The sequence below is a fragment of the Kribbella sp. HUAS MG21 genome, from assembly GCF_040254265.1.
Taxonomy (GTDB): Bacteria; Actinomycetota; Actinomycetes; order Propionibacteriales; family Kribbellaceae; genus Kribbella.
Genome location: NZ_CP158165.1, coordinates 3,288,124 through 3,308,110, shown reverse-complemented (window position 1 = coordinate 3,308,110; position 19,987 = coordinate 3,288,124). Strand labels below are relative to the sequence as shown.

Genomic DNA, 19,987 nt, shown 5'->3' with positions numbered 1-19,987 from the left:
GTGGAGCTCGCCACATGTACTTCAGCCGACCAGCGGGTGAACGACCGGCACGCCCGCTAGAGGAACCGCGGAGCGAGCCGGTCCGCCGTACGAAAAGCAAAGGCGAGCGGCACCGCCAGACACGCGACGAGCCCACCGACAACCGGCCCGCGCCGCCGGGCGGACACCCGCGGCGGCAGGTTCGCGAACAACGTCGCAAGACTCGGCAGCGGCCGCACGAACACCGTCAGCTCCGCGATCAACCCCTGCTCGTCGAGCCGCACCAGATTCATGGCCTCGAGCTCGGCACCCCGAACCCGAGCGCGGAACGAGAACGCGTAACTGTCGCCGTGCTCGAGCGGCGCACTGGTCCGGACATCCTCGAGCACCGCAAAGATGTCCCGATGCAACGCGACAACTTCGTCCCGCCCCTCGAAGGTCACCCGATCGGTCAACGGCGAATGAAACACCACATCATCCGCCAACAACCCCGCCACCGCCTCCGCATCGCCCCGCTCACCAGCCGCCCGCAATTCCTCCACAGCATCCATGCCGCCCGACCAAACCAACCCACCCAACACCTTGTCAAGCAACGTTCGTAGCCAACAGCAACCAATCGAGCTGGCTATTGCAGTCAGGGGGTCGTGGTCGTCGCCTCAGCTGGATCGGTGGAACGGTGCGGGACCGGCGGGCGGTCCAGGGGCTTTGACCTTGCCAGCCACAGGCCAGTGAGGACTGCGGCGGCCAAGGTGATGATGCCGGCAGCAACAAATGCGTCGTTGAGGCCGGTCTCGAAGGAGGCGCCGTCGGATTGGCGGGTGCGGACGATGGCTCCGAGTACTGCCACGCCGAGCACCGCACCGATCTGGCGGGTGGTGCTGCTGACACCGGAGGCGAGGCCTCCTTCTTGGGGGCTCAGCGCCTGGATGGCGGCGCCTGTCAGTGGCGACATGGTCAGGGCGAAGCCGATGCCGACGACTGCGAGCCGCCACCACACGTTCGCGTAGCTCGTGTCGGCGTGCACCGTGCCCAGCGCCAGCAGCCCGCCTCCGGCCAGGATCAGGCCGACGGTGACTACGATGCGGAAGCCGTACCGGGCCGCGAGCCGACCCGCGAACGGGCTGACCAGCACCATGGCAAGGGAAGTGGGCAGGGTCTGCAGGCCGGCGCGCAGGATCGAACTGCCTTGGACGTAAACGAAGAACTGGGAGAAGAAGAACGACGATCCCATCAGCGCGAACCCCACCACGATCATCGCGGTGTTGGACACCGTGAACAGCCGCTGCCGGAACAGCCACAGCGGCAGCATCGGTGCAGGGCTGCGCGTTTCGACGACGAGGAAGGCGGCGAGGAGGACGACCGCGGCGGCGAAGCTTCCCAGGATGAGCAGCGAGGTCCAACCGCGAGCGCCACCCTCGATCAGCCCGTAGGTCAGTGTCCCCACGAACAGGACGGACAGCGCCGTCCCCGGTACGTCGATCGCGGGAGCGCCCGGGTTGCGGGACTCCACGAGGTGGCGCAGGCCGACCAGGAGCAGGACGACGCCGATGGGCAGATTGACCAGGAAGATCGCGGGCCAGCCAAAGGCATCGGTCAGTACGCCGCCGGCCACAGGTCCGGCGACCAGTCCGAGCCCGCTGAAGCCGGCCCACAGTCCGATCGCCTTGATGCGTTCCTGCGGAACGGGATAGGCCGCGGCGAGCAGGGCCAGCGAGGCAGGGCTCAGCGCCGAGGCTCCGATTCCCTGCAGCACCCGGCCGGCGATCAGCCATTCGGCCGAGGGCGCGAGGCTGCACCACACCGACGCTGCGGTGAACACCACGGCACCGGCCAGGTACACCCGCTTGCGGCCGAGCCGATCGGCGAAGACGCCGCCGGACAGCAGCAGCATGGCGACCAGCAGCACGTACGCGTCGACGATCCACTGCAGACCGGTCAGGTCGGTGTGCAGCCGGGCCTGCATGTCGGGCAGCGCCGCACCGACGATCGTGTTGTCGAGCAGCACCATGAACTGGCCCAGGCAGGTCACCGCGAGCAGCACCGCCCGGTTCGATCGACGACCTACGACGGCGGGCGCTGCAGACATGCGGAATCCCTCTCGATCGGTACTTCGGTCTCTCGACCGCGTCTTAAAGCAGTTGGGGACTGCGTTAACGACTGTAGGGAGCCCGCGCCATAAACGCAAGTCGCGACTGCGTTAAGCTCGGGTCATGGACGAGCGACAGCGATCCCGCCGGCCTGGCGGGCGTGCCGCGCGCGTCGGCGCGGCGGTCCATCAGGCCGTCACCGAACTGATCAGCGAGCGCGGCCACGGCAAGTTCACCGTCGGCGATGTCGCGGCCCGCGCGGGCGTGGCCGACAGCAGCATCTACCGCCGGTGGGGAAGCCTCGAAACGCTGCTCACCGACGTGGCGCTAACCCGCCTGAACGCGCGGTCCCCGATGCCGGACACCGGAAGCCTGACCGACGACCTGCACACGTACGCGGCCGCCGTGGCCCGCGAGATCACCGGCCCCGAAGGCCTGGCACTGTTACGCCTGGCAGTCGCCCTCTCGAGCACCGGCCAACAAGGCCAGCAAGCCCTCGACGACCTCCTAGCCGAACGCGGCCGCCAACTCCAGTCCATGCTCGACCGCGCAACCAACCGCGGCGAACCCGCCCCCGACGCCCTCGCCGTCCTGGACCACGTAATGGCCCCCATGTACATCCGCGTCCTGTTCGGCCTAGGCCCACTCACCCCCGCCTACGTCGCCGGCTTGGTAGACCGACTGCTCTCCCACCAGCCTGATCCCTCCGCAAGCCCACCCGGCCCATAGGCCCGTGAGCTCCTCCCCCGCACGCCGAACACCGCCCGCTGCACCGCAGGCGCGAGCACTGCCCAGGTCAAGTCCTGTGGAGTGGTGTACGACGTTTGGTCCTTCGTTGTTGTGTGGTTAGGCGCTGATGGTGGCTGTGGTGGTGTCCTCCTGGGGAGCGGTGCTGGTGATGAGGGTGAGCCGGCTGCGGTGGAGGACGTCGAGGCCGAGGTAGCGGCGGCCGTCGGCCCATTCGTCGTGTTGTTCTGCGAGAACGGCGCCGACGAGGCGGATGATCGAGGCGCGGTCGGGGAAGATGCCGACGACGTCGGTGCGGCGGCGGATCTCGCGGTTGAGGCGTTCGTTGGGGTTGTTGGACCAGATCTGTCGCCAGACATCGCGCGGGAACGCGGTGAAGGCCAGCACCTCGTCGCGGGCGGCGTCGAGGTGTGCGTGAACGTCGGGCAGGGTGTGCTCGGTCTGGTCGAGAAGCTTGTCGTATTGGGTGTGGACGGCGGCGGCGTCGATCTGGTCGAACACCGAGTGCAGCATCGCCTTCACCCCGCCCCAGGCATGCTTGGGGCAGGTCGCCATCAGGTTGGCGGTGTAGTGGGTGCGGCAACGCTGCCAGGACGCGCCGGGCAGATTGGCTCCGATCGCGTCGACCAGGCCGGCGTGGGCGTCGGAGGTGACCAGGGCGACGCCGTTGAGGCCACGGGCGACCAGGTCCTTGAAGAAGCTGTTCCAGCCCGCACCCGACTCGGCCGTACTAGTGGCGACCCCGAGGATCTCGCGGAACCCATCAGCGTTCACAGCGGTCGCGACCATGACCGCGATCTTGATCACCCGGCCGCCCTCGCGGACCTTCATCGTCAACGCGTCCGCGGCCAGGAACGTGTACGGTCCCTCGTCCAGCGGCCGTTCCCGGAAGTCGCGCACGAGCTCGTCGAGGTCACGTGCCATCACCGACACCTGGGACCGGGACAGGCCGGTGATGCCCAGCGACTGCACGAGCCGGTCCATCCGCCGTGTCGACACCCCGAGCAGGTAACACGTCGCCACCACCGACGTCAGAGCCGCCTCTGCGCGTCGGCGGCGTTCCAGCAGCCAGTCCGGAAAGTAGGTTCCTTCGCGAAGTTTGGGGACCGCGACATCCAGGGTGCCGACGCGGGTGTCGAGCTCGCGGTGGCGGTATCCGTTGCGGGAGTTCACCCGGCCCGGGTCACGCGTGCCGAACGCGGCACCACACACGCTGTCGGCGTCCGCGGACAGCAACGTGTTGATGAACCCTTCCATCAACTCACGCAACAGGTCCGGGCTGGCCTGCTCGAGATGCTCGTGCAGGAACTCGGCAGGGTCGATACTGGAGCCAGCGGTCATCGCGGTTTCCTTCTTCGAGTCGGTTGTGAGAGATCACTCGAAGGATCACCCGATGACCGCGTTCACGTTCCCGCGACCCACCGGGCTCTCGCCGTACACCACTCTGCTGGACTCGACTACTGCCCACGCTGCACCCGCAGTCCTGACCAGCAGCCGCGCGCGGACCACAGCCGACGAGCCCAGCCCTCGCCAGCAGCCCGTCCCACAGCAGCCCGTCCCACACCAGCCCTAGCCCCACCAACCAGTCCCACCAGCGTTCGTCACACCCGCCGCTCTAGGCCGGCCTCGCTCCACCAGCCCATGCCTGGGCCAGCCGCGCTACACCCAGCCCTTGCCAGACCTGGCCTAGCCACACCAGCCCGTCCCAACACCAGCGTTCATGACACCCGGCCGCGCCAGGCCACCTCGCTCCACTGACCCGTGCCTGGGCCAGCCTCGCTACACCCCAGTCCTTGCCAGACCCGACTAGCCATACCGGCCCGTGCACACCATGCTGCCGCGACATCTGATCAGGTCAGCCCGAATTGTGTGTGCCCTGCGCCAGCGCGAGCGCCCTGGCTCGGCACCACCGTACTCGTCGCCACCAGCCGCGATCCGCGGCGCGATCGCCGAGCAGTCACCGCGGGCGGCAGCCCGCCACTCGCCGGCGGCAGCCGGCAACATCCGGCGTCAGCCGGAACAACCGGCGCCAGCCGGAGCACCCGGCGGAAGCCGGAAAACGTCGGCGGCAGCCGACAACTCCCGGCGTAAGCCGGAAACAAGAGTCCGGGCGCTAAGCCCGGGGGTGGGTGGGGAGCGCGCGTAGCGGGTGCGCTGAGGAGCGGAGCGACGAAGGAAGCGCCCGCGCAGCACGCGGGGGCTTCCCGCTAGCGGATGAGGTGCGCGGCCTCCGCGGCCCAGTACGTGAGGATCGTGTCGGCGCCGGCCCGGCGGATCGACGTGAGGGTTTCCAGGATCGCCGCCTCGCGGTCGATCCAGCCGTTGGCGGCGGCGGCCTCGACCATCGCGTATTCGCCGGAGATGTTGTACGCCGCCACCGGAACGTTCACGTGGTCGCGGACCTGCCGGATGATGTCGAGATAAGCCAGCGCGGGCTTCACCATCACGAGGTCGGCCCCTTCAGCGATGTCGAGGTCGACCTCGCGGATCGCGTCGCGGGCGTTGGCGTTGTCCTGCTGGTACGTCTTCCGGTCACCGGTCAGCGACGAGTCGACGGCTTCGCGGAACGGCCCGAAGAACGCCGACGCGTACTTCACGGCGTACGCGAGGATCACGGTGTCGACGAACCCGGCCGCGTCGAGCGCCTTGCGGACGACCCCGACCTGCCCGTCCATCATCCCGGACGGACCGACGACGTGCGCGCCCGCGGACGCCTGCGCGACGCCCATCTCGGCGTAGATCTTCAGCGTCGCGTCGTTGTCCACGCGCCCGGCGGAGTCCAGTACGCCGCAGTGGCCGTGTGACGTGAACTCGTCGAGACACAGGTCCGACATCACCAGCAGCGAGTCGCCGACCTCGGACACCGCGTCCCGGATCGCGACGTTCAGGATCCCGTCCGGATCCACCGCACCGGAGCCGACGGCGTCCTTCGACGAAGGTACGCCGAACAGCATCACGCCGCCCAACCCGAGCTGCGCCGCCTCCGCGACCGCCTTGCGCGCCGTGTCCCGGGTGTGCTGGACGACGCCGGGCATGGACCGGATCGGGATCGGCTCCCGGGCGTCCTCGCGGACGAACATCGGCAGGATCAGCTGCCGCGGCTCGATGGTGGTCTCCGCGACCAGCCGGCGGATCGCCGCCGACGAGCGGAGCCGGCGCGGGCGCACTTCCGGGAATCCAGGCATGTTCAGCTCTTCCGACGAGAACCCGGGCGCCGTTCGGACGGCCGGGTGACCGGTTCCCCGGCCTCCACCATGGTGTCACGCCGGTCCGCGCCGAACCGGGCGAGGGCGTCGGCGAGCTCCTCGACGGACGGCGTCTCGGCCATCGCGTCGACCCGCAGGCCGTGCTCCTCGGCGGTCTTCAGCGTGGCCGGGCCGATCACCGCGATCACCGTCGACGCGTGCGGCTTGCCGGCGATGCCCACCAGGTTGCGCACCGTCGAGGACGAGGTGAACACGACCGCGTCGAACTTGCCGGACTTGATCGCCTCGCGGGTCGGCGCGGGCGGCGGGGCGGCCCGCACGGTCCGGTACGCCGTGACGTCGTCGACCTCCCAGCCGAGATCGGTCAGACCCGCGACCAGCGTCTCGGTGGCGATGTCGGCGCGCGGCAGGAAGACCCGGTTGATCGGGTCCAGCACCTCGTCGAACGGCGGCCAGTCCTCGACCAGTCCGGCGGCGGACTGCTCACCGGACGGGACCAGGTCCGGACGGATGCCCCAGGCACCGATCGCCTCGGCGGTCTTGTCGCCGACGGCCGCGATCTTCAGCCCGGAGAACGCCCGCGCGTCGAGCCCGTACTCGTCGAACTTCTCGCGGACCGCCTTCACCGCGTTGACCGAGGTGAACGCGACCCACTCGTAGCGGCCCTCGACCAGGCCGCGGATCGCCTTGTCCATCTGCTGCGGGTTCCGCGGCGGCTCGACGGAGATCGTCGGGACCTCTTCCGGCATGGCGCCGTACCGGCGCAGCCGGTCCATCAGCGGGCCGGCCTGGTCCTTGGTGCGCGGCACCAGGATCCGCCAGCCGAACAGCGGCTTGGTCTCGAACCAGGACAGCGCCTCGCGCTGCTCGACGACCGCGCCGACCACGACCACGGCCTCGCCGGTCACCTTGGCCGCGCGCAGGTCCGCGACGATCGTCTCCAGGGTGCCGACGACGCTGGTCTGCGAGGTCGTCGTACCGCCGACGGTCACCGCGACCGGGGTGGCGGCGTCGAAGCCGGCCTCGATCAGCGCGCCGACGGTCTCCTTCAGCACCTCGGAGGCGTTCAGCAGGACGAGCGTCTGCTTCGGCTGCAGCCGGCTCAGGTCGAGCTTGTTCTCGGCGAGGTCGACGACGGTCACCTCGCGGTCGCCCTTCATGGTCAGCGGGATCCCGGCGTAGGTCGGAACCGCGCTCACCTCGCTCACCCCCGGCACGACGTTGAACCCGATGCCGGCCTTCTTGCAGGCGGCCGCCTCCTCGGCGCCGCTGGAGAAGGTGAACGGGTCACCGCTCAGCAGCCGTACGACGTTCGCGGCGGACTTGGCGGTCTTCACCACGAGCCGGGCCCGGGCGGCGATCCGCAGCGCCCGGCTGCCCTCGGCGCCGGAGCCGTCGACGACCTCGACGCCCGGCTTGCAGTAGGTCAGGAACGGGTCGTGCTCGGGGCCCTCGACAACGACCGCGTCGGCGTTCGCGAGCACGTCCCGGCCGGCCAGCGTCAGCAGCGCCGGGTCACCGGGACCGACGCCGACGAAGGTGACGTGGCCGAGTGGTCTGGTCTGCTTGACGGTGCCGGCCGCAGCCTTCTGAGGTGTCCTGGATGCCGCGGTGGCCGCTGTCTTCGCGCTCACGTCTGCCTTCGCCCTCGTCGTTTTCCTGCTCGTCCTGTGGGCCGTCTTCTTGGCCGTACTCGTGCCCTGTGCCGGTGTCATGTTCGCTCCAGCAGGTCGTTCGCCAGCCTCTTACCGAGCGACACCGGGTCGTCGACCGGCCCGTTCGCGGACAGCCGCCGTACGCCGTCCTCCTGGCCGAGCGCGCCCCGCAGCCACAGCTCGGGACCGTCCTCACCTTCGACCACCTCGGCGAGCGCGCCGACCGGAGCCGTGCAGCCCGCCTCGAGGGTGGCCAGCAGTTGCCGTTCCGCCGTCACCGCCGCCCGGGTGGCCGGGTCGTCCAGCGGCGCGAGCGCGGTCAGTACCGCGGTGTCGTCCGCACGACACTCGATGCCCAGGGCACCTTGTCCCGGCGCGGGCAGGACCTGGATCGGGTCCAGCGTCTCGGTCACCTCGGCGAGCCGTCCCAACCGGGCCAAGCCTGCCCTGGCGAGCACGACCGCGTCCAGCTTGCCCTCGGTGACCATGCCGATCCGGGTGTCCACGTTGCCGCGGATCCCGGTGCACTCGACGCCCAGGCCGAGCGCGTCCAGCTGCGCGACGCGGCGCGGTGAACCGGTGCCGATCAGGGCGCCGCGCTGCAGCTCGCCGAGCGTCAGGCCGTCGCGCGCGACGAGCACGTCCCGCGGGTCCTCGCGGAGCGGGATCGCCCCGACGGTCAGGCCGTCGACCGGCGCGGTCGGCAGGTCCTTCAGCGAGTGCACCGCGATGTCGATCTCACCGGCCAGCAAGGCGTCGCGCAGCGCGCTGACGAAGATGCCGGTGCCGCCGATCTGCTCGAGCGGGGCGCGGTTCACGTCGCCGGTGGTGGTGATCAGCACCAGCTCGACCTCGTGGCCGAGCTCGCGCAGCCGGTCGGCCACGATCGTCGACTGCGCGGTCGCCAGCTTGGACCGGCGGGTGCCGAGGCGGATCACAGCTGACCACCTCCGCTCTGCTGGAGGTGATCGGGTTCCTTGGCGGCGGTCACCGCGTCGACACTCGCCTGGTCGAGCGCGAACAGCTGCCGCAGCGCGTCGGCGTACGTCGGTCCACCCGGGTCGCCGCCGAGCTCCTTCACACGCACGGTCGGGTTGTGCAGCACCTTGTCGACGACGCGCCGGATGGTGCGCTCGACCTCGCTCCGCTCGTGCTCGTCGAGGCCGGGCAGCCGGCGCTCGAGGCGGGCCAGTTCGGCGTCGACCAGGCCGCTGGCCATCGCCCGCAGCGCGACCACCGTCGGCGCCACCGACGCGGCCCGCCGGGTCGCCTCGAACGATCCGGTCTCCTCGCTGACGATCCGCCGTACCTCGTCGATGTCGGCCTCGCTGCCGCCCGCCGTACCGACGAGGTCGGCCAGCGTGATCAGCGTGACGCCGGGGATCCGGGCGGCCTCCGGGGCGACGTCCCGCGGCAGCGCCACGTCGAGCACGCCGAACGGGCGGCCGCCGGCGGCGTCGCGGATCATCGCCTCGGTCAGCACGACGCCGCGCGCGCCGGTGCAGGACACGACCAGATCCGCGTCCTTCAGGGCCTCGGGTACGGCGGCCAGCTGGATCGCCGTACCGCCGACGCGGTCCGCGAGCGCGACCGCGCGCTCGTAGTTGCGGTTGGCAATGGTCACGCTGCGCGCGCCGCCGTTCGCCAGGGTCTGCGCGGCCAGCGAGGCCATCGAGCCGGCGCCGACGATCAGCGCGCGCCGACCCTCGAAGCCGCCGACCGCTTCCAGGCCGGCCGAGACGACCGAGCGGCCGGCCGAGTCGATGCCGGTCTCGGTGCGCGCCCGCTTGCCAACCCGCAACGCGTGCTGGAACAAGGCGTTCAGGTCGGTGCCGACGGTCTCGTTGTCCTGGCCGACCCGCAGCGTCTCCTTGACCTGGCCGAGGATCTGGCTCTCGCCGACGACCATCGAGTCGAGCCCGACGGCGACCTGGAAGAGATGCGCGACCGCGCCCTCCTCGAAGTGCACGTACAGGTGCTCGGCGAGGTCCAGCAGCGGTACGCCGGTGATGTCGGACAGGATCGCGGTGACCTCGTCCATCCCGGCGTGGAACCGGTCGACTGCCGCGTAGACCTCGGTCCGGTTGCAGGTGGCAACGACCGCGGACTCCGCGACCGCCGGGGAGTTGTGCACCGCGAGCGCGAGCTTCGTCGCCGCGTCCGCGTCGAGCGCGACCCGCTCGAGGACGTCGATGGCAGCGGAACGGTGACTGATGCCGACCACCAGGTAGCTCATGCGCCGACACCTCCCCCGACACTCGGGAGATCGGTCAGGCCGTTCATCGCTGGTAGCTCGGGCACCTGGGGGAGCGCCGCCTCTCCGGACTTGCGTTGTTCGTGGTACGCCAGGATCTGCAACTCGATCGAGAGATCCACCTTGCGGATGTCGACGCCGTCGGGCACGGACAGCACGACGGGCGCGAAGTTCAGGATGCTGGTGACACCGGCGGCGACCAGCCGGTCGCACACCTCCTGCGCCGGGCCGGCCGGGGTGGTGATGACGCCGATCGAGACCCGGTCGGACTCGACGATCTCCTCGAGCTCGGCGAAGTCCCGGACCTCCATGTCGCCGATCCGCTCGCCGACCAGGTTCGGGTCGGCGTCCAGCAGGGCGACGATCCGGAAGCCGCGGGTGCCGAAGCCGGAGTAGTTCGCGAGCGCGTGGCCGAGGTTCCCGATCCCGACGATGACCACGGCCCAGTCCTGGGTGACGCCGATCTCGCGGGCGATCTGGTAGCGCAGGTACTCGACGTCGTACCCGACGCCGCGGGTGCCGTACGACCCCAGGTAGGACAGGTCCTTGCGGAGCTTGGCCGAGTTCACGCCCGCGGCGCTCGCCAGGTCCTCGCTCGACGCGGTGGCGATCCCGCTGTCCGAGAGCGCGGTCAGGGCCCGCAGGTAGACCGGCAAGCGCGCGACAGTCGCCTCGGGGATGCCGCGTTCGGTTCTCGTCGGCGGGCCGGGGCGACGGCTGCTGGCACGCGTCACAATTCTCCTGGGAGCGGTTGGTTCACCGCGGTCTGACGGCCGGCGGCACTCTTACTCTAGGAGCTTGTGAACGTGAGAACAAAATCGGCGAAGGTGATGTGGGAGACACCCCTTACCTGGTGAGGGCCTTCCGGAGGCGCGCGGGGTCCACCCGCCAGAAGTCGTGCTGCTCGCCGTCGACGAACGTGACCGGGATCTGTTCGCCGTACTGCGTGAACAGCCGGTCATCCTGCGTGATGTCGACCTCGGTCCACTCCACGCCCAGCTCGGCGCAGACCGCGCGGATCACCTCGCGGGCGTCGTCGCACAGATGACAACCCGGCTTGCCGTACATCGTGACCCTGCTCATCGGTCCCCTTCGCGCAGCCGGCCCTTGGCCACCTTGCCGGTCACCGAGTGCGGCAACTGGTCCACCACCTCGATCTCCACCGGGCACTTGAACCGCGCCAGCCGGCTCTCGGCGTACTCCCGGACCGCGGCCAGGTCGACCGCCACGTCCGGTTCCGGTACGACGAACGCCTTCACCGCTTCACCGGTCTCCTCGGACGGTACGCCGATGACCGCGGCCTCGCGGACGCCCGGAGCGCCGACCAGCACGTCCTCGACCTCGCTCGGGAAGACGTTGAAGCCGGACACGATGACGAGTTCGCGCAGCCGGTCGACGAGGAACAGGTCGCCGTCCGGGTCCAGGAAGCCGACGTCCCCGGTCCGGTACCAGCCGTCGGCGTCGGGCCCGTCCACACCGTCCGGCCAATAGCCGGAGAACAGGTTGACGCCGCGGATCAGGATCTCGCCCGGGTCGTCGCCCTCGACGTCCTCGCCCTGTTCGTCGGCGATCCGGACCTCGACGTTCGGCAGCGGGCGGCCCACCGAGCCGGGCTTCGGCGCGGCCTCGCCGAGCGTCGTGGTGACACCCGGGGACGCCTCGGTCAGGCCGTACCCCTGGTTCACGTGCAGGCCGGTGGCCTGCTCGAAGCGGTCCGCGAGCGCGCGGTCGAGGGTGGACGCTCCGGTCAGGACGACCTTGACCGTCTTCAGCGCCTCCCGCAGGTCCGGGCGGGTCAGCAGCGCGTGCAGCGCGGGCGGCGCGAGCGGCAGCCGCGTCACGCCGTACCTGCTGATCAGCTCCAGCGTGTGCCCGGGGTCGAAGCGCTGCTCGACGACGAGCGTGGCGCCGGTCGCGACGGCCCAGCCGAGGACCGCGTTCAGGCCGAACGCATGGAACATCGGCAGCACCCCGAGCACCACGTCGTCGGGCCCCATCCGGTCCTGCCCGAGCTGGGTGAGGTTCTGCACATTGGCGATCAGTGCCCGATGGGTGAGCATCGCGGCGCGCGGATCTCCACTGGTTCCGGAGGTGTACAGCAGCACCGCGAGCGTCTCGGGATCGATCGGCGGAAGTAACGGAGCGTCACCCTGGAGCTCGCCGGGAGCCACCGTCCGGACGCCCTCGAGGTGCTCGCCGAGGCCCGGGCCGACGACCGCCAGCTTGGCGCCGGAGTGCTCCGCGACGGTCGCCAGCTCGGGCGCCGTGAGACCGGTGTTCAACGGTACGGCGACCAGTCCGGCGCGGAGAATGCCCAGGTAGGACGTGACGAACTCGATGCTGTTGGCCACCAGGAGCAGCACCCGGTAGCCGGGCACCAGGCCGGCCGCGGCGAACCCCTGCGCGGTCCGGTCGACGGCCTGGTCGAGCTCGCTCCAGGTCAGCCGCCGATCCCCGTCGACCAGCGCGGGACGCTCGCCGTGACGTTGCGCTGTGTCACGAAGAATGTCCGCGAAATTGACGTTCACCAGGCGAGTCTGTCACGGCCGGGATCCGGGCCGGGAGCAACCAGGTTGCCCAGAACGGTTGCAGCGGAGCGTGACGGCCGATATACAGGTGAACTCGTGGGCGCGCTTCTGCTGAACCTCACACTGCAGAAACCCGTCCGCGCGGGGATTCCATGCGCGATGCAACACCCCCGACAGCAGGCTGCTCCGTACGCCGGACGCAGTCCGCTGGCGCATTCGTGACCATCGGACCGGACGGAAGGCGGCACGCCCCAGGCTGTTGACAGCACGTGCTCGAGCAGTAACGTTCGGTGCTGTCCAGTCCCTGTGGCCATTCGCGAATGTGTCGAACGACGTGTCAGTTGAACGGGGAGAACACTTGACCACGCCGGAGCCAAGCCCGGACGGGATGCGACGTGCGGAGCTCGTCGATCGCGCCCAGGCCGGGGACGTCGGTGCCTTCGGGGAGCTGTACGACGAGTACTCGCTCACCGTCTATCGCTACATCTACGCCCGGGTGTCGTCGTCGGCACTCGCCGAGGACCTGACCAGCGAGACCTTCGTGCGGGCGCTCCGCGCGCTGGACTCGTTCCGCTGGCAGGGCCGGGACTTCGGCGCCTGGCTGGTGACGATCGCCCGGAACCTGATCACCGACCACTACAAGTCCGGCCGGGTCCGGCTCGAGGTGGTCACCGACGAGATCGAGACCCACGACCGGCAGACCGAGGGCCCGGAGATCGACGTGCTGGCCGCGGCCACCGCGGAGGTCCTCCGGGACGCGGTCGCCGGCCTGCCCGACGAGCAACGCGACTGCCTGACGATGCGGTTCTTCGCGGGGTTGTCGATCGCCGAGACGGCCAAGGCGCTGGAGAAGTCCGAAGGCGCCGTCAAGCAACTGCAACTGAGGGCCGTACGGCACTTGGCGAAGGTTATCCCCATGGACTTGAGATGAGGCGGATGACAACGAACGTCTTTCGTAACCCGTCAGGGAGTTACCTCGTTTGCCTGGTGAGGACCTGTCGGTGACCCCGACTGGCCATTGAGGAGAACGAGAACTCATGAGTGACCTACACAGGGCTCGAGCGCGCGCGGAGGCATTCGCGCACGCCGTCGATCACGGGCCTCGTCACTCCACGCGACTGGGCGACGACCCCGAGTTACTGGAAGCTGTGGAACTCGTCGGACGGCTGAGGACCGCCGGCGCCGTTGCACCGCGACCGGAGTTCAGTGCCGAGCTGCGGCACCGCCTGCTGGAGCAGGCGGCGGCGCGCGCGGCGACCGCTGCGACTCCGTTGACGGTGCACACCGCACCAGACGACTCGGACGACCCGCCGGGTAGCGAGGACGTTGGCGCGTCCGTGACAGATATCCGCCGTCGCCAGGGCCGGAGGAGGATCCGGCTCGTGGCCAGTACCGCCGCGCTCGTCCTGCTCGGAGGTGGCATCGGTTCGGCCGCCGCCGCTCAGCAGGCGATGCCCGGCGACACCTTGTACGGAATGAAGCGCAGCATCGAGAACGTGGCGACCAACGTGGGTGTCGGCGACGACTCCCGCGGCCGGCGCGATCTCGAGCACGCCATGACCCGACTGTCCGAAGTCCGCGAGCTGGCCCAGAACGGCGGCTCCGTGGGCACGATCAACGCGACGCTGGACGACTTCTCGGCGCAGTCCCGCAAGGGCGTGTCCCGACTGGTCGCGTCGTACCAGCAGAACGGCGACGAGAGTTCGATCACCGCGATCACGGCCTTCATCACCAGCGCCCGCCAGGCTCTTGTGGGGCTCGCGCCGAAACTCCCGCCGGAGTCGCTGAAGTCCGGGGTCGAGGCCCTGGCCACCATCGAGCAGCTGGCCCGGCACACCGCGGCCGCCTGCCCGAAGTGCGCCGCGCCGAAGCCGGACGCCGGGACGCCGACCACCGGCACGAATCCCAGCAACCAGCCGGGGCGCACCACGCCCGGCACCGGCACCGAGCCGAGCGACCCGGTGAAGGCGTCGACGTCGACCAGCCCGAAGGCCTCGGCGACGACGACGGCCCCGACGACGCCGGTCGGCTCGAGTACCGAGCAGCCGACCACGGCACCGACGAAGCTGCCGAACACCACGATCGTCGAGGAGTCCACCGCTCCGCCGCCGACGGTCCTGAAGACACCACCCGTGCCGTCGTCGTCAAACTCGCCGACTGCGACGCCCACCGTGCTGCCTTCGCTGACCCCGAGTGCCACGCCGTCCTGGCCGTGGCCGTTCCCGACCACGCCGATCATCAACCTGCCCGGCATCATCCAGACCCTCTTCCCACCCTGGAAGTAGGACCAAGGGCAACCGAGAAGCCCGGCACCCTCCTAGGAGGCGCCGGGCTTCTTGCTGTGCGGCGAGGTCAGAAGAAGACGCTGCGGCGCTGCATCAGCAGTGTGTACAGGGTCTGCTGGATGGTCTCGCGGACCTGGTCGGTGACGTTGAAGACCAGCATCGGGTCGTCCGCGGCGCCGTCCGGGAAGTCGTCGGTCCGGATCGGTTCGCCGAACTCGATCAGCCACTTCGACGGCAGCGGCACCATCCCGAGCGGCCCGAGCAGCGGGAAGAACGGCGTGACCGGGATGTACGGGACGCCGACCAGCCGGGCCAGCGACGCCAGGTTCCCGACCAGCGGATAGATCTCCTCGGCGCCGACGATCGAGCACGGCACGATCGGTACGCCGGTCCGCATCGCCGCGCTGACGAACCCGCCGCGGCCGAAGCGCTGCAGCTTGTACCGCTCGCTGAACGGCTTCCCGAGGCCCTTGAAGCCCTCCGGCCAGACCCCGACCAGGTTGCCCTGCCGGAGCAGCCGCTCGGCGTCGTCGTTGCTCGCCAGGGTCGCGCCGCCCTTGCGCGCGAGCTCGCCGACGAACGGGGTCTTGAACACCAGGTCCGCGGCGAGCGTGCGCAGCGGCCGGCTGGTGTGGTCGGCGACGATCAGCTGGGTGATCAGCCCGTCGAGCGGCATCGTGCCGGAGTGGTTCGCGACGATCAGCGCGCTGCCGGTGTCGGGGATGTTCTCGATCCCCCGCACCTCGACCCGGAACCACTTCTCGGCGAGCGGGCGCAGCAGCGGCAGCAGCACCTGGTCGGTCAGGTCCGTGTCGTAGCCGAACTCGTCGAGCTCGTACTCCCCGGTCACCCGGCGGCGCAGGAACGCCAGCCACTCCGCCACCCGGCGCTCGCCGTCCTCCCCGAACAGCTCGCGCACGACCTGCCCCAGCCGGGCGAAGTCGAGCGTCTCTGCCGGGTCGGGCGCGCCGACGCCGGCCGTCGGCAGCTCGGTGGCCGCGTCGACGGTCTGGTCGGCCGCCTCGGGCTGCTTCGCCCGGCCGCTCTTCGGCCCGCGGCTCGCCTTCGCGCGGCCGTTGGCCGAGCCCGCCGTCCCCTGCCCGGCCAGTGCGCGCGCGGCGGCGGACGGCGTCGTACGGCGTCCGCTCCCCCGGCCCGGCCGGCCGCCGGAGCCGATCGGGATCACGTCGGCGTCAGCCACGCAGCGCCCCCAGTCCGGCTGTCAGCAGCCCGGACACCCGGGTCATCGCCCCGGCGCCGAGCGACTGCCGGAAGTCGTCGAAGGCCTCCGCGGTCGTGTACCGCGGCTCGAACCCGAACTCGGTCCGCATCCGGGTGGTGTCCACACCGCGCCCGTAGGTCAGGAAGCTGATCTGGTCCGGCGAGAAGTCCGCGAGCCGGGCCCGGCGGACCGCGGCGGCCGTGCTGGACGCGGTGAACGAGGGCAGCCGCAGCGCCGGGCGGCCGAGCCGGCGGATCGCCTGGGACAGCGAGAGCATGCCGTCACCGGCCAGGTTGAACGTGCCGGGCAGGTCCTCGACCGTCGCGTGCCGGATCGCCTCGACGCCGTCGTCCTCGTGCAGGAACTGCAGGCGGGCGTCGTACCCGAAGACGGTCGGGACGACGGGCAGGGCGAAGTACCGGGTGATCGGCGAGTCGGTCTTCGGGCCGATCCAGTTCGCCATCCGGAGCGTGCTGACGCAGACGTCGGGGCGCCGCCGGGCGAACCCGCGGACGTAGCCCTCGACCTCGACCGCGTCCTTGCTCAGGCCGTGGTGATGGATCGCCCGTGGCGCCATCTCCTCGGTGAACATCGCCGGGTCCCGCGGACCCGCGCCGTACACCGTGGTGGACGACTTGACCACCAGCTTCGCCACGCCGGGCGCCTTCTGGCACGCGGCGAGCAGCTGCATGGTGCCGATGACGTTGATCTCCTTCATCGACGACCGGCCGCCGGCACTGCCCGGTGTGGCCACCACGCCGGTGTGCACGACCGTGTCCACGCCCTCGGCGGCGATCACCTTGGCGATCACCGGGTTCCGGATGTCGGCGCGGACGAACCGGACCCGGCCCAGCTCCGCGCGCGGCGGCACCACGTCGACACCGATCACGGTGCCGATCGCCGGGTCGTCGGCCAGTCGGCGGGCACAGCGAGCGCCGGCGTCTCGCGAGACGCCGGTCACCATCACCACCTGTGCCACGAGCAACCCCCAGCCGGACCGGGCGCGGCAGAACTGCTTACTTGCCGAGCTTGCGGCGCTGCACCCGCGTCTTCTTCAGCAGCTTGCGGTGCTTCTTCTTCGCCATCCGCTTACGGCGCTTCTTGATCACAGAACCCACGTCGGACCATCCAAACTCAAAGAGAACGTCGGCAAAGCTTACCCGGAGGTCGCTTCCCCGACCTAAAGCAGGCTCCTTCCCTAGACTGGAGGCCTACCTGGGGAGGCGGTATGCGGGCTCGGTACGACGGTCTGGCGGAGTGGTACGACGAGCGGTTCGTGGACGGGTCGGAGCCGCATCAGCCCGGGTTGTTGGAGCTGCTCGGCCGCGGCTCCGGGCCCTGTCTGGACCTCGGCTGCGGCACCGGACGGAACTTCGAGACCATCCGCGCCAGCGGGCGGACGGTCGTCGGGCTGGACTTCTCGATCGACCAGCTCGGCCGTGCCCGGGCGCGCACCGACGGGCCGCTGATCCACGGCGACGCCGCCCGGCTGCCGTTCGCCGACGCGTCGTTCGGCACGGTGGTCACGCTGTGGACGTCGACCGACGTGGACGACTTCGGCGCGGTGCTGCTCGAGGCGGCGCGGGTACTGCGTCCCGGCGGGCTGCTCGTCGCGTACGGCGTGCATCCCTGCTTCAACGGCCCGCACGTCGTCTACCACGAGGACGGCCGGCGCATCGTGCATCCGACGTACCGCCAGTCGGGCTGGCACACCGACCTGCCGTGGTGGGCCGAGGACGGCATCCGCCGCCGGATCGGCATGAACCACCTCCCCCTGGCCGACTACCTGAACGCGATCCTCAGCTCCGGCCTGACTGTCGAACGCTTCGAGGAACCCGCCGGCCACGCAATCCCCCACGCCTTCGCCTTCCGCGCCCACCGGCCCAGCTGACTCCGACCACGGCTGGTCGGACTCAGGGCTGACGGACCTGGGGCCGATGTGGTTCGGGGCGAGAGCGCGTTGGCTGGGGGCATGCTTTCGATTCATGAGCTCAGCAAGCGGCGCGGGTCGCGGGAGATTCTGTCCGGCCTCAGCTTCGAGGCGCGGCCGGGGCGGGTGACGGCGTTCCTCGGACCGAACGGCGCCGGGAAGACCTCGACGCTGCGCATCCTGCTCGGACTGGATTCGGCCACCTCGGGTACGGCGCTCGTCGACGGCGTCCCGTTCGCGCGGCTGAAGGACCCACTCACGAAGGTCGGCGCGCTCCTCGACGGCTCCGGGGCGCATCGGTCCCGGACAGCGCGCGGGCACCTGCGCTGGATCGCCGCGGCCGGCGGTCTCCCGCCGTCCCGGGTGGCTGAAGTACTCGACCTGGTCGGCCTCACCGACGACGCCCGCCGCCGGGTGCGGAGCTACTCGCTCGGCATGGGCCGCCGGCTCGGCCTCGCCGCGGCGCTGCTCGGCGACCCGGAGATCCTGATCCTCGACGAGCCGGTGAACGGCCTGGATCCCGAGGGCATCCGCTGGATCCGGACGTTCCTCCGCGACCGCGCCGCCGACGGCCGGACGGTGCTGCTGTCGAGCCACTTCCTGGGCGAGGTCGCCGAGACTGTCGACGACGTCGTGGTCATCGACCAGGGCCGGATAGTTGCCCAGGGCACCTTGTCCGAGGTCGTCGGCGAACACGGCACGATCGAGAACGCGTACTTCGCCCTCACCGGCGCGCCGCAAGGAGGTCTGCAGTGAAGCTGATCCACGCCGAACTGCTCAAGCTCGCCACGCTTCCGGCCGCCTGGATCGCGGCCGCGCTCGCGGTGATCCTGCCCGCCGGTGTGGCCGCCCTCAACGCGCGCAGCACGATGGAACGAGGCGCCGACGCCGGGTTCCAGGACCTGGCCGCCGGTGTCAGCGGTGCGATCGTGCTCGGAGTGGTCGCGGTGAGCAGCGAATACCTGGCGGAGGGCGCCGAGTCCGGCGGCGGCCGGCAGCTCACGACCAGCCTGACCGCCGTCGCGTCGCGATCCCGGTTCTTGCTGGCGAAGGCCGCAGCGGTGGGGACGACGGTCGCGCTGCTCGCACTGGTCAGCTCGGCCGTCACGCTGGTCACGACCTCCCTCACCGGCACCTCGATCAGTACGGCGGAGTTGCCGCGCGTCGGCGGCGTCACGGCGTACTGGGTCCTCACGGCCCTGCTCGCGGGAGGCATCACCCTGGTCACGCGCAGCGGGATCGTCCCGCTCACGTTCTTCATCGTGAACATGTCCGTGGTCTCGGTGAGCTTCCTGCTGACCAAGGTGACGCGCTGGGCGAACTACCTGCCGGACCTGGCCGGGATGCGGATGTTCCTGCGCGACCTCCGCGGTTCCGCCGAGATCGCCCCGGTGACCGGGGGCCTGGTGATGGCGCTGTGGGTCGTCGTGATGGCCGGGATCGGCGTCACCGTGTTCAGCCGGCGCGACGCGTGACGCCGCGCAGCGATGCCAAGGTGCTGACGGACGCGTTCCGGGCCGAGCTGCTGAAGCTCGGCACGCTGCCGGCGATCGGGTACACCCTCGTGGGCATCTGGGCGGTCACGGCGCTGCTCACCGTCGCGCTCGTCAACGCCGGGCAGGACGGCGGCGACGCGCTGTCCGGTCCGGTGCCGGCCGGGTTCGTTGTTCTCGGCCTGCTGCCGATCACCTCGGAGTACCAGGGCGGCCAGATCCGCACGACGCTGATCGCCGTACCTCGGAGGATCACGGCGTACGGCGCCAAACTCGTCGCACTGGTGGTCGTCACACTCCCCGTCGCGGGTACGACTGTTGCCGTCAACGCTCTCATCGACGGGACCGCGGACGCCCGCGCGATCGGCTATCTGACCGTCACGACGGTCATCGCGCATGCGACGGGCAGCCTGATCCGGCGGGCGCTGCCGGCGTTGGTCGGCCTGCTCACCTACTACTTCGTCATCGGTCCGTTGCTGCAAGGCCGTACGTCGTTCGCGACCTACCTCCCGGACAGCACGAACTGGTTGACGCTCGCGGTGTGGTCGGCCGGTCTCACGACACTGGCGCTGGTGGCCTTCCGCAGCAGGGATGCCTGACG

General features: G+C 70.4%; 20 protein-coding genes. 7 read left to right on the top strand and 13 right to left on the bottom strand.

The window, feature by feature from the left end; all coding sequences use genetic code 11:
- Nucleotides 1-56: 56 nt before the first annotated feature.
- Complete coding sequence (locus tag ABN611_RS16200) at nt 57-572, bottom strand: nuclear transport factor 2 family protein (RefSeq protein WP_350280703.1); 516 nt, start codon at nt 570-572, stop codon at nt 57-59.
- 41 nt (nt 573-613) lie between these two features.
- A complete protein-coding gene (locus ABN611_RS16195; protein WP_350280702.1) occupies nt 614-2,065 on the bottom strand; it encodes an MFS transporter in 1,452 nt (483 codons plus the stop codon).
- Between the two features lie 124 nt (nt 2,066-2,189).
- On the opposite strand from ABN611_RS16195, the gene ABN611_RS16190 reads away from it, so the two are divergent.
- Nucleotides 2,190-2,795, top strand: a complete 606-nt coding sequence (locus tag ABN611_RS16190) for a TetR/AcrR family transcriptional regulator (protein WP_350280701.1) — start codon at nt 2,190-2,192, stop codon at nt 2,793-2,795.
- 117 nt (nt 2,796-2,912) lie between these two features.
- On the opposite strand, the gene ABN611_RS16185 is transcribed toward ABN611_RS16190, so the two are convergent.
- The 8 genes from ABN611_RS16185 to ABN611_RS16150 form a co-directional block, all read right to left on the bottom strand.
- On the bottom strand, nt 2,913-4,154 hold the full coding sequence (locus tag ABN611_RS16185) for an IS256 family transposase (protein WP_350276715.1): 1,242 nt from the start codon (nt 4,152-4,154) through the stop codon (nt 2,913-2,915).
- A gap of 866 nt (nt 4,155-5,020) precedes the next feature.
- Nucleotides 5,021-5,998: a porphobilinogen synthase gene (hemB, locus tag ABN611_RS16180; RefSeq protein WP_350280700.1), complete on the bottom strand. Its 978-nt coding sequence runs from the start codon at nt 5,996-5,998 to the stop codon at nt 5,021-5,023.
- Nucleotides 5,999-6,000: 2 nt separating this feature from the next.
- Nucleotides 6,001-7,734 (bottom strand): uroporphyrinogen-III synthase, encoded by a 1,734-nt coding sequence (locus ABN611_RS16175; protein WP_350280699.1) that lies wholly within the window; start codon nt 7,732-7,734, stop codon nt 6,001-6,003.
- Nucleotides 7,731-8,612, bottom strand: coding sequence for a hydroxymethylbilane synthase (hemC, locus tag ABN611_RS16170; RefSeq protein WP_350280698.1), 882 nt, complete (start codon nt 8,610-8,612; stop codon nt 7,731-7,733). Before hemC ends, ABN611_RS16175 begins: the two co-directional genes overlap by 4 nt.
- Nucleotides 8,609-9,910 carry a glutamyl-tRNA reductase gene (locus ABN611_RS16165; protein WP_350280697.1) on the bottom strand — a complete coding sequence of 434 codons (1,302 nt, stop codon included), beginning with the start codon at nt 9,908-9,910 and terminating at the stop codon, nt 8,609-8,611. The genes hemC and ABN611_RS16165 overlap by 4 nt, the downstream gene beginning before the upstream one ends.
- Nucleotides 9,907-10,662 (bottom strand): redox-sensing transcriptional repressor Rex, encoded by a 756-nt coding sequence (locus ABN611_RS16160; RefSeq protein ID WP_350280696.1) that lies wholly within the window; start codon nt 10,660-10,662, stop codon nt 9,907-9,909. The genes ABN611_RS16165 and ABN611_RS16160 overlap by 4 nt, the downstream gene beginning before the upstream one ends.
- A gap of 112 nt (nt 10,663-10,774) precedes the next feature.
- Nucleotides 10,775-11,011, bottom strand: a complete 237-nt coding sequence (locus ABN611_RS16155) for a glutaredoxin family protein (protein ID WP_350280695.1) — start codon at nt 11,009-11,011, stop codon at nt 10,775-10,777.
- On the bottom strand, nt 11,008-12,456 hold the full coding sequence (locus ABN611_RS16150) for an AMP-binding protein (RefSeq protein ID WP_350280694.1): 1,449 nt from the start codon (nt 12,454-12,456) through the stop codon (nt 11,008-11,010). Before ABN611_RS16150 ends, ABN611_RS16155 begins: the two co-directional genes overlap by 4 nt.
- Before the next feature lie 358 nt (nt 12,457-12,814).
- Here ABN611_RS16150 and ABN611_RS16145 point away from each other — a divergent pair, with 358 nt between their 5' ends.
- Complete coding sequence (locus ABN611_RS16145) at nt 12,815-13,387, top strand: sigma-70 family RNA polymerase sigma factor (RefSeq protein WP_350280693.1); 573 nt, start codon at nt 12,815-12,817, stop codon at nt 13,385-13,387.
- 451 nt (nt 13,388-13,838) lie between these two features.
- Entirely contained in the window at nt 13,839-14,741 is a 903-nt protein-coding gene (locus tag ABN611_RS16140; protein WP_350280692.1) for a DUF5667 domain-containing protein, read from the top strand.
- Nucleotides 14,742-14,808: 67 nt separating this feature from the next.
- Here ABN611_RS16140 and ABN611_RS16135 read toward each other — a convergent pair whose 3' ends face one another.
- From ABN611_RS16135 to ABN611_RS16125, 3 genes are read right to left on the bottom strand one after another with little or no spacing between them, the layout of a single operon-like run.
- Entirely contained in the window at nt 14,809-15,942 is a 1,134-nt protein-coding gene (locus ABN611_RS16135; protein WP_350280691.1) for a lysophospholipid acyltransferase family protein, read from the bottom strand.
- Entirely contained in the window at nt 15,935-16,942 is a 1,008-nt protein-coding gene (locus ABN611_RS16130) for an NAD-dependent epimerase/dehydratase family protein (RefSeq protein ID WP_350280690.1), read from the bottom strand. The genes ABN611_RS16135 and ABN611_RS16130 overlap by 8 nt, the downstream gene beginning before the upstream one ends.
- 37 nt (nt 16,943-16,979) lie before the next feature.
- Nucleotides 16,980-17,081 carry an AURKAIP1/COX24 domain-containing protein gene (locus tag ABN611_RS16125; RefSeq protein WP_008356322.1) on the bottom strand — a complete coding sequence of 34 codons (102 nt, stop codon included), beginning with the start codon at nt 17,079-17,081 and terminating at the stop codon, nt 16,980-16,982.
- A 110-nt stretch (nt 17,082-17,191) separates the two neighbouring features.
- Between ABN611_RS16125 and ABN611_RS16120 the strand changes: the two genes are divergently transcribed.
- The 4 genes from ABN611_RS16120 to ABN611_RS16105 all read left to right on the top strand — a co-directional run bounded on the left by ABN611_RS16120 (nt 17,192) and on the right by ABN611_RS16105 (nt 19,985).
- Nucleotides 17,192-17,854, top strand: a complete 663-nt coding sequence (locus ABN611_RS16120) for a class I SAM-dependent methyltransferase (protein WP_350280689.1) — start codon at nt 17,192-17,194, stop codon at nt 17,852-17,854.
- 81 nt (nt 17,855-17,935) lie between these two features.
- A complete protein-coding gene (locus ABN611_RS16115; protein WP_350280688.1) occupies nt 17,936-18,649 on the top strand; it encodes an ATP-binding cassette domain-containing protein in 714 nt (237 codons plus the stop codon).
- Entirely contained in the window at nt 18,646-19,368 is a 723-nt protein-coding gene (locus ABN611_RS16110; RefSeq protein ID WP_350280687.1) for a hypothetical protein, read from the top strand. The genes ABN611_RS16115 and ABN611_RS16110 overlap by 4 nt, the downstream gene beginning before the upstream one ends.
- The gene (locus tag ABN611_RS16105) at nt 19,365-19,985 is read left to right on the top strand and encodes a hypothetical protein (protein WP_350280686.1); all 621 of its coding nucleotides are present in this window, start codon (nt 19,365-19,367) and stop codon (nt 19,983-19,985) included. The genes ABN611_RS16110 and ABN611_RS16105 overlap by 4 nt, the downstream gene beginning before the upstream one ends.
- The last annotated feature ends 2 nt before the right edge of the window (nt 19,986-19,987 follow it).